This window comes from Flavobacterium circumlabens, from assembly GCF_004345565.1.
Lineage (GTDB): Bacteria > Bacteroidota > Bacteroidia > Flavobacteriales > Flavobacteriaceae > Flavobacterium > Flavobacterium circumlabens.
This window is the reverse complement of record NZ_SLWA01000004.1, coordinates 348,711-368,004: the sequence shown is the minus strand read 5'-3', so window position 1 is coordinate 368,004 and position 19,294 is coordinate 348,711. Positions and strand designations below refer to the sequence as shown.

The 19,294-nt window shown below is 34.9% G+C and carries 2 protein-coding genes (1 of these 2 running past the window's edge); both read left to right on the top strand.

The genetic code is table 11. The features are described from left to right. Positions 1–663, top strand: the 3' end of a protein-coding gene (locus EV142_RS12640) for an SDR family NAD(P)-dependent oxidoreductase (RefSeq protein ID WP_132036246.1). Its footprint begins 9,873 nt before the window's first position; only the last 663 of its 10,536 coding nucleotides appear in the window; the start codon falls outside the window, past its left edge; its stop codon occupies positions 661–663. Continuing rightward, positions 656–19,294, top strand: coding sequence for an SDR family NAD(P)-dependent oxidoreductase (locus tag EV142_RS12635; protein ID WP_132036244.1), 18,639 nt, complete (start codon positions 656–658; stop codon positions 19,292–19,294). Before EV142_RS12640 ends, EV142_RS12635 begins: the two co-directional genes overlap by 8 nt.

The window sequence follows — 19,294 nt, the reverse complement described above, 5'->3', positions numbered from 1 at the left end:
ACGGCAGTCAATAATGACGGCAGAACTATGGGAGTAACAACGCCTAACCCAACGGCACAGGAAGAACTGATTGAAAAAGGAATTGCAAATGCAGGAATTCCTGCAGCTAGTATCAGTTACATAGAGTCGCATGGTACCGGAACTCTTATTGGAGACCCAATTGAACTGACAGGAGTAACACGTGTGTTGCGAAAACATACCGATAAAAATGCTATTTGTGGAATTGGAAGCGTAAAAAGCAATATAGGACATCTTTTAAGTGCCGCCGGAATTGCCGGTGTCATTAAAACCTTGTTAGCTATTAACGCAAAAAAAATTCCACCAACATTGCATTGCGAAACTCCCAATGTCAGATTTAATTTTGACAGTTCTCCTATATATCCGGTCACGGAACTAAAAGAATGGGAAGGTGTTGACGGCGTCAGGAGAGCGGGTATCAGTGCATTTGGTCTCGGAGGAAATAATGCTTTTGTCTTGGTAAGTGATGAAGGAATTCCAGAACGTAATAAGGTACAATTGCCTTTTAAACGTCCTGAAATTGTTTTCAATCGTTCGAGATATTGGCCTCAGGAAGAAAAAACTTCCCAAAGAGAAAAGTCCCCAAAAAAGAATAACAAAGTATTTGACAACTTTTTGAATTTTGAAATAAAAGAACATGAATAATAAGACTATAACCATAGATTTTTTACACGACAATTATATACTAAGAGATCATAAAGTATATGATGTACGAATAATTCCCGGCGTAACGTACCTGGATTTAGTATTACGATCTTCTAAAAAGTTGTTCGATAAAGATTTTAGCTTAAGCAGGGTTTTATTTGTAGAACCATTATCGACCACAGAAAATTATGACCGCAGACTCGAAATAAAATACACTCCAGGCAATCAGTCAGAATATGAGGTTTTGATACGATCCAAAAAGATTGACCACGACGGAAATATATATGGAGAATGGACGCAGCACATGAATTGCCGAATCGATGCCCTCGAAACTTCAAATACTAAAGTGATATTTGATGTGGAAAATTTTATACAAAATAGCGAAAAAAGTTATGAAATGGCTACTGTATATCAGGAGGCCAGAACCATAGCCATTTGTCATGGTGAATTTATGCAGACACACGGAAAAATATATCAGAGAGGTGATGAAGAACTTATGGAACTTCATTTAAGCGAGCTGGCTGAAGAATTTCGTGAAAAAATGACAGCGCATCCCGCTTTTCTTGATGGATCTACATTTGCCGGAAGCTCATTTAAGTTAGATGATCGCCAGGATGCGATAACAAATGGCATCCCTTATATTCCGTTTTCAGTACAAAAATTCGAGCACGCTCTTCCTTTTCCGCCAACTGTTTATGTATACAGTAAAAGACAACCTGTAAATTCAGACAAATTACCTGAAATTATTCATAATGATATTACGCTTTTCAACAGAGAAGGTCAGTTTTTGGCCGGATTTGAAAAAATAGCCAGCAAGAGAATACGTGATCCGGAATCTATTAAAAAATTACTGGAAACGTCTGTGTTGCCAGAAACTAAAATCAAGGAAATACAACATAAATCACCAAAGATTTCAGAGCCGCAAAAAAAGCAGACAAAAACCGTTGGGGATAAAATAAATGACTTTTTAAAAGAAAGAATAAGTGAAAAACTAAATATAGACCCTATAGAGATAGGAGAAAATATTGGATTTTATGATCTGGGACTGGATTCTAATTCTACTATGGCACTTGTACGTGAACTCGAATCAACTTGCGGACATGATTTTTATCCTACTCTTTTGTTTGAATATCAGACAATTGCTGAGCTAGCCGAATATTTATTGTTAAATGAGAAAGAACATTTCGCTGATCTTGAAGCCAAAGAAGTTATTGGTAGAGCAGAGACGATTGTCGAAATTCAGGCGCAGGATGAGGTTTTTACAACTGATTTAGCTGGAGATTTATCATTGGCAGATGAGCCAATAGCTATAATAGGAATAAGCGGGCGATATCCCATGGCCAGGAATATTTCAGAATTTTGGGAGAATCTTAAAGAAGGAAAAAATTGTATTACAGCAATTCCAACAGACAGATGGGATGCAGATGATAATGAAAAAAGTGTCTATAACTGGGGCGGATTCCTAGATCAAATAGATACGTTTGATCCTTTATTTTTTCACATATCTCCAAAAGAAGCAGAAAAAATGGACCCTCAGGTTCGATTATTTTTAGAAGAAAGCTGGAAAACTCTTGAAGATGGGGGTTATACGCCTGAAAAATTGTCTAAAAAAGAGAAAGTAGGGGTATTTGCGGGAGTTTTCTGGACAGATTACCAGTTATACCGATCAGAACAAAGAGCAGATCCAGTTTATCCTAGCAGTTTTGTATCTCTGGTTGCCAATACAGTTTCATCATGTTTTGGGTTTCAGGGACCGAGTCTGGGGATCGATACACAATGTTCATCCTCTTTGACAGCGCTTCATCTGGCTTGTGACAGCATTAAGAAGGGAGAAAGCACCATGGCATTGGCCGGTGGTGTAAATTTGACCTCGCACCCAAGCAAGTACAACTGGCTTTCTAATTCGATGTTCTTATCCTCAAAAGGAAAATGTGAAAGTTTTGGGAAAGGCGGTGATGGCTACGTTCCTGGTGAAGGTGTCGGTGCTGTGCTCTTAAAATCATTAAGCAGAGCTATAAAAGACGGCGATCAGATATATGCCGTGATCAAAGGTACTGCAATAAACCATGATGGTAAAAGCAGTGGTTTTACTGTACCTAATCCTAAAGCACAGGCATCTGTAATAAAAGAAGCAATTAGTAAGGCAAAGGTTAAGATCGAAAACTTCAGTTATATTGAGGCTCATGGTACAGGTACCAGTTTAGGAGACCCTATAGAGATTGCAGGTTTATCAAAAATCTTTAATTTAGAAAATAAGCAGTATTGCAGTATAGGTTCTGTTAAATCCAATATTGGGCATTGTGAATCTGCGGCAGGGATTTCAGGAGTAACAAAAGTTATATTACAACTAAAAAACAAGCAGTTAGTTCCGTCTATTAATTCCACGACCCTTAATCCACATATCGATTTTAAGAATAGTGCCTTTAAGGTACAACAAGAATTGGAGGAATGGAAAACCAATAACGGTCAACCCAGATTGGCGGGCGTAAGCAGCTTTGGGGCTGGAGGAAGTAATGCTCATGTTATTTTGCAAGAATACATTCCAAAAGAACAAAAGAGCTATAACTGCAGCTTTCCGGTGATTATTATTTTATCAGCTAAGAATAAAGACAGATTAAAAGAACAGGTTGTACGTTTAAAAGAACATTTGGAGTCTGATTCAAGTCTGAATCTCTACGACGTCGCTTATACGCTTCAGATTGGTCGAAAAGCCATGGAAGAACGATTGGCGATTGTGGCAGAAAACAGAGAAGAACTTCTTGGACACCTGAGTGAATATGTAAATGAAATAACAGAAAACTGTTTCGAAGGTAATATAAAAAGCAAGACGGTAAATTTTGAATGGAATAATGCAGAAGATATTTCGGGTATTAAGACATTCAGCAAAAATAATAGTAAAGAAATTTCTAAACTATGGATTAGGGGAGTATTGGATAATTGGAAAGAACTTTATGATGGAGAATTACCCGCTGTTATAAGTTTGCCTACATATCCTTTTGCCAAAGAAAAATACTGGATTTCAGCACCTAAAGGCATAAAAACAGAATTGGGCAACTTGCATGCATTAGTCCATCATAATACATCCAACCTTCAGGAACAAAAGTTTACTAGCGTTTTTAGCGGTAGAGAACCATTTTTTGAAGACCATAAAATAAAAGGAGAGAAAATCTTACCTGGAGTTGCGTACGTTGAATTGGCACGAATAGCAGGAAATTTGTCTTTGGATAAAAAAGTCACTCAAATTAAAGAGATGACCTGGCTGCATCCTGTAAAAAGTAAGGATACTGACCGTAAAATTAGTATTGGCATCAGTCCTGAAAGAGAAGAGTTTAGTTACGAAATCTATTCAGAAGACCGTGACCAGATTGTTCATGGTCACGGAAAATTATGCACAGACGAACTAGAGTTTCCTAGCAGCAAAAATCTCGAGGAGATTAAGGAGCGTTTAAAGGAATTCATAGATAAAAAGGCTTATTACAAGCTGTTTGAAGAATTAGGATTTAATTACGGAGCAAATTTTCAGGGAATAGAATATCTTTCTTATAACGAGTTTGAAGTTTTATCAAAAATTTCGCTGCCTAATCAAAAAGAATATTTGTTTAATCTGGGGATGTTGGACAGTGCTTTGCAAACTTCAGCAGCTTTAGGAATTAATAAAAAAGATCAGGGAATAGCACTTCCTTATAAAATTGGCGAAATTAATTTTTACAGGAAACTTTCAGAAGTAATCTGGTGCCACACCTATTTTAGCAGCACAGACGATAAACCTGAATCAAAAAAATACAATATTGATCTGTTAAATGATGCTGGAGAAGTATTAGTAAGCATTAAAGATTTTGAAGTGTTACATCAGTTTACAGGCAGAACAGCAGGAGAGGAAAAAGAAAATGAAAAAGAAGGAGTTTCTCTTTTTAAAAATGTATGGAAAGAAACTTCTCAAAAAGCAATTGAGGTGGTAAGCGGAACGAACTCTCAACTGATTATTTTGGCTGGTGCTTCCGCAAATCTAGCAGATAAACTCAGAGAAAATCTTGTGATAGAAGTAGAAAATATTAGTTCTAATTCAGAAGAAGAATTTTTTATCACTGTCTTTAAAAAAGTACAGGAAAAAATAGCACAAAAAATACCGTATGATATTACAATCGTATATGAAAACCAGGATTATCTGGAAAAAAGTTTCGTATCGGGAATGTTAAAAACTGTTAGTCAGGAAACTTTAAAAATTACCGGACGAACCATTGGCGTTGATGATTTATCAGTAAATCAAATTGAAGAATTGTCTCGAATATTAGAGTATGAAATTTCTTTGAGTGATACCGAGGTCAGATATGTAAATGGGCAACGACAGGTTAAAAAGGTAGAAGATTACGATGTCGAAGAAGAAAAGACAGAAAGTGAGATTATAAAGTTAAAAAAGGACGGAGTATATTTAATTACCGGAGGCTTAGGGGGACTCGGGATTGTTTTTGCCCGATATCTGTGTCAAGATATTGGGGCGCAGGTAATCCTGACAGGAAGAAGTAAGCAGGAACATGAATTATTAAAACTGCATAATTGTCATTACTATGAATGTGATATTAGTGATAAAAAAGCACTTGAAGAACTGGTGGCTAAAATTGAAAATAAGCACAAAAAACTTGATGGAATAATTCATAGTGCAGGTGTGATCAGAGATAGTTTTGTCCTTAAAAAGACAGTACAGGAAATTCATCAGGTTTTTTCGCCAAAAATTGAAGGAACAAAAAACCTGGATGAAGCTACTAAACATTTGCCTTTGGACTTTATGGTATACTTTTCATCAGTTTCCGGGGTTACAGGTAACATAGGACAGGCAGATTATTCCGCCGCTAATGCCTATCTTAATACTTATGCAGAATTTAGAAATTCACAAAAAGATAAAGGATTAAGAAAAGGAAAAACGCTTAGTATTAACTGGCCTTTATGGAAAGAGGGCGGAATGCAAATAACTAATGAAGTCCTGATACACTTAGAGAAAAAATGGGGCTTAATCCCATTACCTCAAGCTGAAGGACTGGATTCTTTTCACCAACTTTTAAATAGCAATTGGCATCAGGGAATTGTTATTTATGGAAAGAAAAAAGGAATTTCAGAAAAATTTATTGGCAGCTTAAATGGAATCAGTGTTTCCGGAAAATCAGTTCAGACTCTGCAAGGCAAAGGCAATGAGGAATCTCGTAAAAATGTGACCCGTTTTCTAAAAAAATACCTGGCAAAAGAATTAAAAATAAATGAGGAAAAATTAGAACTGGATGTAGCTCTGGATGAATATGGCATAGATTCTATCGCCATTAGCAATATTAACAATAGTCTAAATGAGGTGTTTGGAGATATTCCTTCCACATTGTTTTTCGAGTATAAGACATTGCGTGAATTAGTAGGGTATTTTGAGCAGCAATATGAAGAATCCTTATTTAATACCGAAGAAAAAACAGAGACATCAGCAGATTCCGAGGTGACTGTTTCTGATAAGAACTATAAACATCTTGTTAAAAAGAAAAGGTTTTATAATCAAGAAGCACTACCACAAAAGGATATTGCAATTATTGGTTTAAGCGGAATGTATCCGGGTTCAGAAAATATAGCTGAATTTTGGAAAAACCTGAAGACAGGGAATGACCTTGTATCAGAAATTCCTAAAGAGAGATGGGATATCGAAGGTTTTTATGATCGTGAGAAAGGAAAAAAAGGAAAAAGTTACAGTAAGTGGGGAGGTTTTATAGAAAATGCAGACAAATTTGATGCTGATTTCTTTTCTATATCCCCTTTTGAAGCAGAAATGATGGATCCTCAGGAAAGATTATTGATGCAGGTCGTATGGGAAGTTATAGAAGATGCAGGTTACACCAGATCTTCTATAAATAAAGCGACCGGAGTAAATGCATTGGCAGAGCCCGAAAACATTGTAGGAGTTTATGTAGGAGTAATGAATCAGGACTACCAACTCCTTGGCATAGCAGAAAGTCTGAAAGGTAATTTTATTACCCCTACAAGTAATTCAAGCAGTATTGCTAACAGGATATCCTATTTTTATAATTTTAGCGGTCCAAGTATTGGGATTGATACAATGTGCTCCTCGTCATTAACAGCTATACATTTAGCCTGCGAAAGCATACAAAATAACAGCTGCAATTTAGCCATTGCAGGCGGGGTCAATATTATAGCCCATCCTAATAAATATTTTATGCTTAGCCAGGCAAGGTTTATGTCTAGTGAAGGAAAATGCAAAAGTTTTGGGACTGAAGGTGATGGTTATGTACCGGGAGAAGGAGTAGGCGCTATTTTATTAAAATCACTAGAGCAGGCTAAAAAAGACGGAGATCAGATTTATGCTGTTATAAAAGGAAGTGCTATCAACCATGGAGGAAAAACAAATGGATATACAGTTCCAAATCCAAAAGCACAATCAAGCGTAATAAAGAAAGCAATTGATAAGGCAGGAGTGAAGCCGGAAGACTTTAGCTATATAGAAGCGCATGGTACAGGAACTTCTTTAGGAGATCCAATAGAAATATTGGGACTAAATAGCGCTTTTCAGGTTCAGAAAAAACAGTTTTGCAGTATAGGATCAGTAAAGTCAAATATAGGACATTGCGAATCTGCTGCCGGTATTGCAGGTGTAACAAAATTACTATTACAATTAAAACACAAAAAACTTGTTCCCTCATTACATTCATCAACTATTAATCCAAATATCGTTTTTGAGAAAACTCCCTTTAAAGTACAGCAAAAGTTAGAAGATTGGAAAACACTTAATAACAAACCCAGATTAACGGCAATAAGCAGTTTTGGAGCAGGAGGTAGTAATGCGCACATCATTTTAGAAGAATATATAAAAGACAAAAGCGTCTTTACAATGCCGTTTGTTATAATTGTCTTGTCTTCAAAAAGCAGGTCTCAGTTAAGGATGCAGGTCTCTAATTTATATAGAGAACTTGAAAAAGAAGATTTCGATATCACAGCCGTTGCTCATACACTTCAGACAGGGCGTGAAGCAATGTCATACAGGCTAGCCACAGTAGTTTCGGATATGAAAGACTTAAAAGATAAACTATCCCTTTACTTAATTGGTGAGGCTGCCGGTTTTTTTGAAAACATAGAAGCATTAATAGCCGTCAAAGATAAAGTTGCAAGACAGATTTCGGAACACTCTTCGAAAGAACAATACGATTATCTGGCGAAACAATGGGCATTGGAAGGAGCGGAAATCGATTGGAAAGGATTGTATCAAAACATTCCCGGAAAAATCAGCCTTCCTACCTATCCGTTTGTTAAGGAACGTTACTGGATACCTGTAGCCCCACAGGCAAAGGTAGATCTTACTTTAAACGAGAAACAGCTTCATCCGCTTGTACATCGCAATATATCAGGATTTTCAGATCAAAAGTATGCCAGTGTATATACAGGTAATGAAACTTTTCTGTCTGATCATAAGGTTTTAGAAGAATCTATATTGCCTGGAGTTGCCTACATAGAATTATTGCGTGCTGCAAGTGCAGACAGCACTGGCTCATGCGTTATGGCAATAGAAGATTTATTATTGCTTCATCCTTTAAAAGTAGCCACTGCAACAGAAGTATTTGTCGAATTGCAAAAAAAACAAGATATTATAACGGGAGAAGTTTATAGTTTTATTAACGGAGAAAAAATTAAACACGGTCAGGGTTTGAGTCGTTTAGGCGATATAAAATCTGTTAAGATATTTGATCTTGAAACTTTACGTGTAGGCAGTAAAGAAAAAATACAAGGATCAATATTGTATGAAATGTTGAAATCTTCAGGTTTATCCCTGGGAAGCAGTTTTCAAGGAGTACAAGAATTGTATGTTGGAAATAACTATTGTTTATCAGAACTTAAATTACCAACAGAATCAGAATATGAATACTCGCCGGGTCTTTTAGATAGTGTTTTGCATACTATATTTGGCTTAGGTGATAAAAATGGAAACCAGTATCAGCTGTCATTTCCATATCACATAGGAAGTATAGAATTTTATAAGAATTTGGAAAATGTTCAATCTCTTTTTGGATATGCAGAATTTAGTGCTAAAACCACAGCTACAGATCAGGTAAAAAGTTATGATGTATATCTATTAAACGAATTGGGCGAGCCGTTGCTCTTTATGAAAGATTTTGTCGCTTTGACAGGATCAGACAACAGAGAAAAGGATAGTAAACCAATAAAAGAAGTAGTAGATATTTCATCTATGAGTTATATTCCAAGCTGGCGTAGAATAACCACACAAAATGACATTCAGGTGTCACAAGGATCTCATTTGTTGCTAACAGGAACACAGCCTGTAGATGCTCGCATTTTATCTGATATAAAAACGGTACTGAGTAAAGACGGTAGTCAGGTGACAGAATCCATAGAATTTCCCCTTAGTTCTTTTGATGAAGTGCCAACGATTTATTTGTTGCATGGTATAACAACACCATCTATAACTGGTTATGTAAATATCGAAAGTGAAGTATTTAAGGTGGTAAAGGAGTTATCTAAACGGTATACCAATCAGCCATTGCAAATAATGGTCTTAACATTTCATACGCTGGGAGTTTATCCGGAAGAGACAGTGTCTTTTTATGGTAGCGGTATATCTGGCTTTCTAAGTTCTGTGTTAAAGGAAGAACCCAAATGGAATGTTCGCATGGTAGATATGCAACGTCAGGATTTAACCGCTGATGTAGTAACTTCTGTCTTTAGTCTTTCTTCATCCTTTGCAGGAAAACAATTGTGCTATCGCTCAGGAAGTTTTTATGAACTGGATTTAGTGCGTTACCAATTACAACAAGGCAGTTTAGGCAAACTAAAAAAAGGTGGTATATATGTTTTACTAGGAGGACATGGAGGACTGGGACGCACTACCAGCGAGTACCTTATAACACAGTATGATGCCCAAATAATATGGTTGGGTCGTCGCTCTTCCAACGCTAAAATACAAGAGGCTATAGAGACCTTGGCATTAAAAGGAAAACGCCCATATTACCATCAGTGCGATGCCCTTTCAGAGGAAAGTATGGCAGAAGCCTGTAAAGAAATAAAAAGCATATATGGTACAGTAAACGGATTGTTTCATTGTGCGATAGTACTCGAAGATTCTTTATTGGCAGAGATGAACTTAGATAAGTTTGAACGCTCTTATCTGCCAAAATCAAAAGGCAGCCATAACTTTATAGATGCATTCAAATCAGAATCATTGGATTTTATATGTTTTTATTCGTCTTTCCAGTCTTTTTGGAATGGGATGGGACAGTCTAATTACTCAGCTGGCTGCAGGTACAAAGATAGTTATGCCCGTGCGGTAGAAACGAGTACTGGAATACCAACTTATAGCATAAATTGGGGATATTGGGGAGAAGTAGGAGTTGTGAGTGATTCGAGATATAAAACGCTAATGAGTTCGATGGGTGCAGGAAGCATAAGTTCTGATGAAGGGATGCAAATATTAGAAGAAATTCTTAGCGGCAGAACCCGTCAGGTTGTTGCAGTAAAGTTAAAAGGAAAAGAAGTGATGAAATCTTTGGAAAGATCTGCTTGCGAAATAAAGGCCATAGAAGTCATAAGTTCAGTTTCATTAGACGAGGTTAAAGAAGGGAAGTATGAAGTAAAAGGCAGTCAGGACATAGATTTATTTAAGGAAATTAGTCTTCGTTCAATACTGAATATCCTATTAGATATGGGATTGAAAACTAATGCCCAGGATTGGATTTCTATAGCATCACTTCAGGAAAAACTAAGCATTATACCATTATATCAGCGTTTATTTAAAGAAATTATATCAGAAATATCAATTGCAGGTTATTTGGAGAAAAAGGGGGATGAGGTTCGTTATCTGAAATCAGGAAACATAAATTTTAATATCGAAAGTTCTTTTGAAAACTTTTTAGAAAAATCCTCAGAAAATTATGTGTCGCAGGTAAAGCTTCTAAAAACAAGTTTAGATAGTTTTTCCTCTATATTACGTGGGCAGATACGTGCTACAGATGTATTGTTTCCTAACGGAAGCATGGATTTGGTAAGCCCTATTTACAAGGGTAATGCTCAGATGGATTATTTTAATGATTTGATATCAGAGGCTATTGTATCAGCAGTTGCGAGTGCGATACCTTCTTTGCCGGCAGGATCTAAAATAAAGCTATTAGAAGTTGGAGCAGGAACAGGTGGTACAAGTGAAATTTTATTTAAAAAATTAAAAAAATACGAAGATTTTATAATATATAAGTATACCGACATCTCTCATGGGTTTTTATTTTATGCCGAAGATCAATATAAAAAAATGGCCCCCTATTTAAGTACAGCTATTTTTAATATTGAAGAATCACCTGTACATCAGGAAATTTCTTTAGGAGCATATGATATTGTAGTAGGATCTAATGTAGTGCATGCAACAAAAGATATTCTTAATACACTTACCAATATAAAAGCAGTATTAAAGCAAGGCGGTATGTTGTTTTTAAATGAAATTTCAGGCAAAGAGCTGTTTACCACTTTAACCTTTGGTTTATTAGAGGGATGGTGGTTGTATGATGATGAATCGCTTCGATTATCAGGAAGTCCGGGATTATTAAAATCATCCTGGGATAAAGTGCTAAAGGAGGCAGGTTTTAAACAAATCAATTTCTATCCTGAAAATGGAGAAGCATCTTTAGCACAACAAATGATCGTAGCAAAAAGCGATGGGATTATTAAAATATTGAAGAAGGAAAAGTTACCGGAATCAGTCTCATTGCTTTCAGAAAAAGTTTTACCAACAACTTTTGAAGCCAAAAAAGAGTATGTTGAAAAAGTAAACCAAAAGGTAAATCAAAAAGTAAATCACGAAATAAATCAGGAAGAGTTGATTACAGAAATAACAGCTATAGTGGCCAGCACTATAAAACACAGAAAAGAAGATTTTGATATCAATAAATCTTTTATGGATTACGGTTTTGATTCTATACTAGGAACCACATTGGTAAAAAATATCAATGAGTCCTTAGAAATAGATTTGAGTCCCATAGATATTTTTAATTATCCTAACGTAGCATCATTATCAGCTTATATCGAATTACAATATAAGGAGGTACTTGAAAAAAAATTAATTAAAAATAATGTTTCAGATCAAAAGTCTGCGGTAGAAAACGTTCAGGAATTACAAAATTATATTACCGAATCTATAAAAATAACGGAACCGGTAAGCGATTTAATTGCACCATTAGATAATTTATCTATTGAGGATGATGAAATTGCGATTATAGGAATGAGCGGACGCTATCCAAAATCTAAAAATCTGGATGAATTTTGGCGTAATATTTCTCAGGGGATTAATTGTGTCGATGAGGTTTCTAAAAACAGATGGGACCTAAATGAGCATTATAAAGAAGGAGGAGAGAAAACAGGAGAACTATATTGCAAATGGATGGGAGAATTAAGCGATGTAGATAAATTTGACCCGTTATTTTTCAATATATCACCAACAGAAGCCATTTTAATGGATCCGCAACATAGAATATTTCTGGAGGAATGCTGGAAATCTTTTGAGGATGCAGGATACCAACAAGATGACTTAAATGGAATTAAATGCGGAACATATGCTGGGATCATGATAAATGAATATACTCACCGTATTAAAGAATCCGGAATAGATAAAAATCAGGCGCAAATGATGACTGGAAATTCAAATTCAATATTTGCAGCACGTGTGGCTTATCTCTTAAATTTAAAAGGTCCTGCGATAGCGGTAGATACTGCATGTTCTAGTTCTTTAGTATCCATTCATTTGGCTTGTCAGGCCCTTAGAACCAAAGAGGTCGATATGGCAATTGCAGGTGGAGTATCGCTTTATTTGAGTGTAGAGACCTACAAGCAAATGTGTGCTGCAGGAATGCTGTCGCCAACAGGTAAATGCAAAAGTTTTGATAATGGAGCAGATGGTTTTGTTCCTGGAGAAGGAGTGGGAGTAGTAGTGCTGAAACGACTAAAAGACGCAATTAGAGACAATGATGATATTAAAGGTGTGATTATAGGCTCAGGAATAAACCAGGATGGTAAGACCAACGGAATTACAGCACCTAATGCCAACGCTCAATTATCCTTAATGAAAGAAACCTATGAGCGCTATAATATTAAACCTGAGACGATAAGTTATGTAGAAACACACGGTACCGGCACAAAATTGGGAGACCCTATAGAGATAGAAGCATTAAAGAAAGTCTTTGAAGTTGTAAATACGAAAAATTATTGCGGAATAGGTTCTGTAAAAAGTAACATAGGGCATACTTCCGCTGCGGCAGGAATCGCCAGTCTTGCAAAAGTCGTACTACAATTAAAACATGAAAAAATAGCTCCGACTATTAATTTTGAAAAAGAAAATGAATTACTAAATATCAAGGACAGTGCTTTCTACATCAATACTGCTTTAAGATACTGGCAATCTGATGAAAGTAAGCCGAGAAGAGCAGCTATTAGTAGCTTTGGTTTTAGTGGCACAAATGCCCACATTGTAATAGAAGAATATAAGCTGAAGGAAACCTACAACTCTCCTCAGGAAACGGCTATTTTTCCATTATCGGCCAAAAATGAAGAAAGCTTAAAAAATCAGGTGAGAGATTTGTTACAATTTCTTACTGATAATCCGGAAGTGAATTTGCGCGATGTAGCCTATACGCTACAAACAGGAAGAACTCAAATGGAAGAACGTTTGGTTTGTATTGCCGGTACTACAGAGGAGCTGAAAGCAGAACTCTCTGCTTATCTCGATGGTAATACAAAGGAAATGTTATGTGGAAACATAAAAAAGAGCGGTACAAAATTTTTCATAAAAGGAAAAGCAGGTTCTGCCTACATTAAAATTTCTATTGAAGAAAAAGAGATGGATTCTCTAGGGCAGTTATGGGTAAGTGGCGTAAAAATAGACTGGACTTTATTATATCAAGAGGTTAAGTTACCTAAAAAACTAAGTTTACCAACTTATTCTTTTGCAAGAGACAGATATTGGATTGCAGAAAAAGAATTAGAGAAAAAGATTGAAAAAAGCACCTTACATCCTTTATTGCATGCTAATTACTCGAGCTTAAAAGAGCAAAAATTTATTAGCAATTTTTCAGGGGATGAATCCTTTATCAAACATTATAAGATAAAAAATAAAAATGCTATTCCAGGAATTGCTCTGTTAGAGATGGCAAGAGAAGCAGGCTTTCGGTCTCTTCAAAAAGAAGTTTCTAAAATTACAGATGTTAATTGGCTTAGCCCTGTTTATATCAAGGATGAATCCAATGTAGTAGCAATCAATTTGTACCAGGAAAATGACGAGGTCGTATATGAAATATACACTACTAAAAATGGAAAAGAAGAACTGTATAATGTTGGAAAATTAAGTAATGAAATACCCAAAGAAAGAAACATTGTAAGTCTGGACTCTATAATAAACAGGGCTTTCGGGTTTAAAAAAGGAACAGAATTGTATGATGAACTAAAGGAACTGGGATTACTATATAATGAAAATTTTCAAGGTATAAATCAAATTTACTACGGTAAAAATGAAGCACTTTCACAAATTAAAAAAGATAAAGAAGAGCACTTTATACTTTCCCCTAGAGTAATAGATATTGCTTTTCAAAGCTGTATGAGCAGTATCCTGTATCATAAGGAAGATTTTAGAATCAATATGTTGCAGCATATAAATGAAGTTGATATTTATACCAGTTTAACAGATGCCTCCTGGTGTTATGTAACAAAGAATACCGCAGAGAAGAATTATGACGTTGCATTTCTTAATAAGGAAGGTCATATATTGGTTTATCTTTCAAATTTTCTATTATCTAATGACGAACCCCTATTGGAAGACAAGGAAAACGATGAAGAAAAAAATAAATTAGTTTACCTTGAACCAAAATGGGAGAAAGCTTTATTGTCTGAGAAAACAGTAAATAATGCTAACCATCTTGTGATAATTGTTGGAGAGCATTACCTAAAAAACGAAAAACTGTCGTCTATTTCAAACACTATCATAAAACAATTGAATACTAAAGATCCTATGGAGTTTAGTAAGTTATTGTTTGAGGAAGTATTCAGGATAGCAGCACAGGAAACACCAACTAAAATAACGGTCCTTCATGAAAATCATGATTGGTCTTATTACAGTTATGCCACAGGTTTGTTCAGAACATTTCAAGTTGGAAATCATCAATTGCAAGGCCAGTTATTGGGAGTCGATTCATTTTTAATGAATGAAGATAAACTGATGGAGATTATTAAATCTGAGTTTAATTCAACAGATATAGAAGTACGTTACAAGGAGAATGAAAGAGAAAACAGAACGTTGAAACCAATTCATTCCAGTCCTGTAGAGAAGGAATCTTTTAAAATAAAAGAAGATGGAGTGTACATCATTACTGGTGGAGCTGGTGGCTTAGGAAGAACGTTTGCAGAATACTTAAGTAAAAAAGCAAAAAACTGCAGGATAATACTGGTAGGAAGAAGTATTTTGTCAGAAGAAAAAGAAGCCACAATAGCTAAAATAAGAGGAGCAAAGTATATTTCATGTGATATAACAAATGAAAAGCAGCTTCAAAAATGCATAGATGAAATCAGGAACGAGTTTGGCGCTATAAATGGTATTATACATAGTGCGGGTGCCGTTTCTTCAGTAGAAAATCCAGATCAATTTTTAACAACTATAGAGTCTTCAGCTGTATTATTGCCAAAAATAAAAGGAACACAATATCTGGATGAATTTACAAAAGATGATTCTTTAGACTTTGTTGTTTACTTTTCATCCATATCGGGAGCGTTAGAAGGAGTAGTATCTTTAAATTTATCAGATTATGCCTTGGCTAATGCTTTTTTGAGCAGCTATGCATACCAGCGTAATAAAAATGTTCTTGAAGGAAACAGAAAAGGAAAAACAATTAGTATTAACTGGCCAGTATGGAAAGAAAGTGGTTTGTATGATGTGAAAAGTGAACAATGGGCGGAAGAAATTTTAAGACTAAAATCGTTGCCAACCCATAAAGGATTATTTGCTTTTGAAGAAATATTAAGCCATGATCATACACAAGTTATGGTATTGTATGGAGAGGAAAAGAAAATAATAAAGCATTATGAGAGTAAAAAAGAAAAAGCAACTCAGGATACATCTGTCTTAGTTGAACAAATTACAGAAGAGATCTTAAATATTACTGCTGAAATATTAACACTGAAACCTCAGGATATAGATAAAAGTGAACGATTGGCTGAATATGGTTTTGATTCTATATTATTGACAAAATTAGCACAGTCAATAAATAATTTTTATGGTTTAGATATAATGCCCATAGAGTTTTTTAATCATCCTACTATCGACGAACTTGCGCAGTTTCTTGTAGAAAACCATAGCGATACCCTATCAAACAAAAGCAATGAAGAAATATTTAATGAGACCATTGTTGTACAACCGACCGTGCAGAAGTTGCACACTGCAAAAAGTATTGAAAGATATAGGGACAAAAAAACAAATATTGCAGATAGCAATAACTCTTTAGTAACAGATGATATAGCTATTATTGGTTTGGGAGCAGCATTCTCCGGAGCTAAAAATTCAGCTGAATTATGGGAAAATATTGTGGCAGGAGAACTTCTTACTACTACTACCAGTAATTCTTTACATTATGGAGAAGTAACAGTAGGGTATGACGAAAAATATCTTGGAAAATTAAATTTAAGTGAAGAAAAATATAAGTTGTTAAGCCGTCAACAGCAAATGATATTTAGCGTATTAGGACAGGCAATAGTAGAAAATCAACTGTCTTTAAAAGAGCTTTCATCTTCTTCTACCGGGGTTTTTATTGGTGCTCAACAAGTATTTATAAATGATAGAGAACTTAATGAAATGCAAAATTTTCAAGATCAGAGATCTTACCTTATACCTAATAAGATCTCATTTCATTTAAATTTAAAAGGACCAAGTGAGGTAGTCAATACTTCCTGTACAAGTGCCTATGTTGCATTGCACAGAGCAATGCAAAGTATTTCTTTAGGTGAATGCGAACAGGCAATTATTGGAGGAGTTAATATTATTCCAAAAACAGAACTCCAGAAAATTGATTTGTCAGAAATAAAAGAACTATTAAGTAACGGTAATACAACTAAAAGTTTTTCAAATGAAGGAACAGGCTTTGTAAGTAGCGAAGGAGCAGGAGTAATTATAATAAAATCGCTAAAAAAAGCTAAAGCAGATCATAATAAAATACTAGCCCTTATTAAATCGAGTGCGATTTTTCATGGAGGCCGAGGCTTTTCTCTAGAAGCTCCAAGTCCTTCAGGAATTAGAGAAGCTGTACTTATGAGTTTTCGAAAAGCTAAAATAAGCCCGGAAACAGTAGATTATATTGAAGCCCATGGCATAGCAAATCCGTTTGCCGATGCTATAGAGCTGCAAGCTTTAAATGATGTTTATAAAGAATTGAGCTCAGAATCAGATAAAAAATGGCATGTAGGTAGTATCAAACCAACAATTGGACATCCCGAATTTGCTTCAGGGATAGCATCATTGATTAAAGTAGTAAAAGCTTTTGAGCATCAGACTATTCCAGGAATATCAGGTTTAAGTAATATTAACAATCAGATTGAAAATGATCATGCTTTAATTTTAGAAGACAAAGGTTCTGTATGGGAGAAAAAGCATTATGTAAGAAGGGCGGCATTAAACGGTTATGCTATTGGCGGAGTAAATGCACATATTATTTTAGAAGAATATACAGAAGAAAGTGGTACGCTGCCAGAAGAGTTTAATAAAAGGACTTCACAAATTGAACACATAAAAAAGAACATAGAACATCAAGTTCAAAAATCAAATTCTATTGTAGCTCCCGTCGAAAGTAACAAAGAGGAAATAGTATTGAATAATGCCGAATTAAATGTAATAATTGAAAAAGAATTAAAATTAATATGGTCTGAAGTTTTAGAACTAGAAAGTGAGGTAATAAGTGTTGAAAGAAGTTTTTTTGAATTAGGCGGTCACTCGTTAAATGCTATGTATTTATTAAATCAGATAAATGAAAAATTTACGGTAAAACTTTCCCTGCATCAGATTTTATCGCTTAATACAATCGGGTTAATGACTGAATATATTAGTGAAAAAGCACTTGAAAATAAAGATTTGCCTATTTTTAGAAATCAAGATGATCTTAATAATAACGAAGAGCATCATTTGTTCCCAAAACTAAATATTGCAGCTGTAAAAGATTTTGGAGATCAACAATGGTTTGATACTTTTCATCAACAGGAAAAAATAGTCATCAGAAAAAATATCCTTGAAGAACATTGTTTTAATATGTCATTTTTGATACGATTTAAACAGGTTGATCCGGAAATTCTGCAGAATGTAATACAGGTACTTTTAAAAAGGCATGAAAGTTTAAGAACTTCATTTAAAATTATTGATGGTGAGATTAAGCAATATGTAGAAAACAGTATTCCCGAAATTGCCATTGAATACATTGATATTTCAAATGATATAAATAAAAATCAGTTAATAGGACAGATTCGCAAAAACAGCAACAATGTTAGATTTGATTTAGAAAAATTACCACTTTTTCATCTGAAAGTAGTCCGATATTCACCGGAAATGTCCGGGTTATTATTTACCATAGATCATATTATATCTGATGGTGTTTCAATGAATATACTGAGTAAAGAAATTCACCAGCTTTATACAGCATTCTCTGAAGGAAAGGAAAACCCTCTTGAACCTTTAAAATTTCAGTATAAAGATTATGCAATGTGGGTAAATGAATTTTCTAAAAGTGAAAAAGCGCTCTCGCTAAAAGAAAAATATTTAGAGAAAATCCAAAATAGCATTCGTAAAACAAACGATCAATATAATATAACCTATAAAGAAAAATTAAGTGCAGAAATTCAAATTGCCGCAAAAGGAAGACCTGTAGATCAATTTTCTAATGCCTATGGTAAAGTAGTAAACCTCTATCAGGAGCAAGGTTCTTCGTATAAGATTTTTGTAAAAGGAACAAATTATGAAAACCTGCAAAAACTAACCCTAAATAATGGGTCCAGTATTTTTATGAATATAGTTTCGGTATTTTTATTGGTGTTCTATAAAATAAACCAAACAAACCACCTTCGATTTTCAGTACCCTACTCAACAAGAGTATTCAAAGAATTTGAGGAAATGGTAGGGTGGTTTTCAACATCTATAATCTTAGCTCTTGATATTGATGATTCCTTAACCTTTAAAGAATTTGTATTGATGGCTACAGAAGAAATGTTTGATACTTCTCAAAATAGATTTTATCCGCATGAAGAAATTTTAAATGATTTAGATGTTCCATTGCGAGTATTAACTCCAACCTTCTTTAATTTTATTACAGGAGTTTATACAGAAATGGATTTAGAGAATTTTGGAGAAGGGCATAGCGAAGAAGGGTCGGGTCATTTTAATCTGAAAGGGTTATTTGTTCCTTTTAATAGTGGAATACTATTTAATTTAGAATACAATCGAGAGGCTTATTCTGCTGAAGATATCGAGTATATGATTCAAAATTATTTTATCATACTCGATCATTTGGTAAAAAATGAAGACACACCTATAGCTGAAATTTTAAAAACCATTCCCCAAAACGCTATTTTAATTAATTAA

What these genes read in the sequence shown, in the direction of transcription:
- EV142_RS12635 (WP_132036244.1), top strand. Translation starts at nt 656, where the DNA reads ATGAATAATAAGACTATAACCATAGATTTTTTACACGACAATTATATA.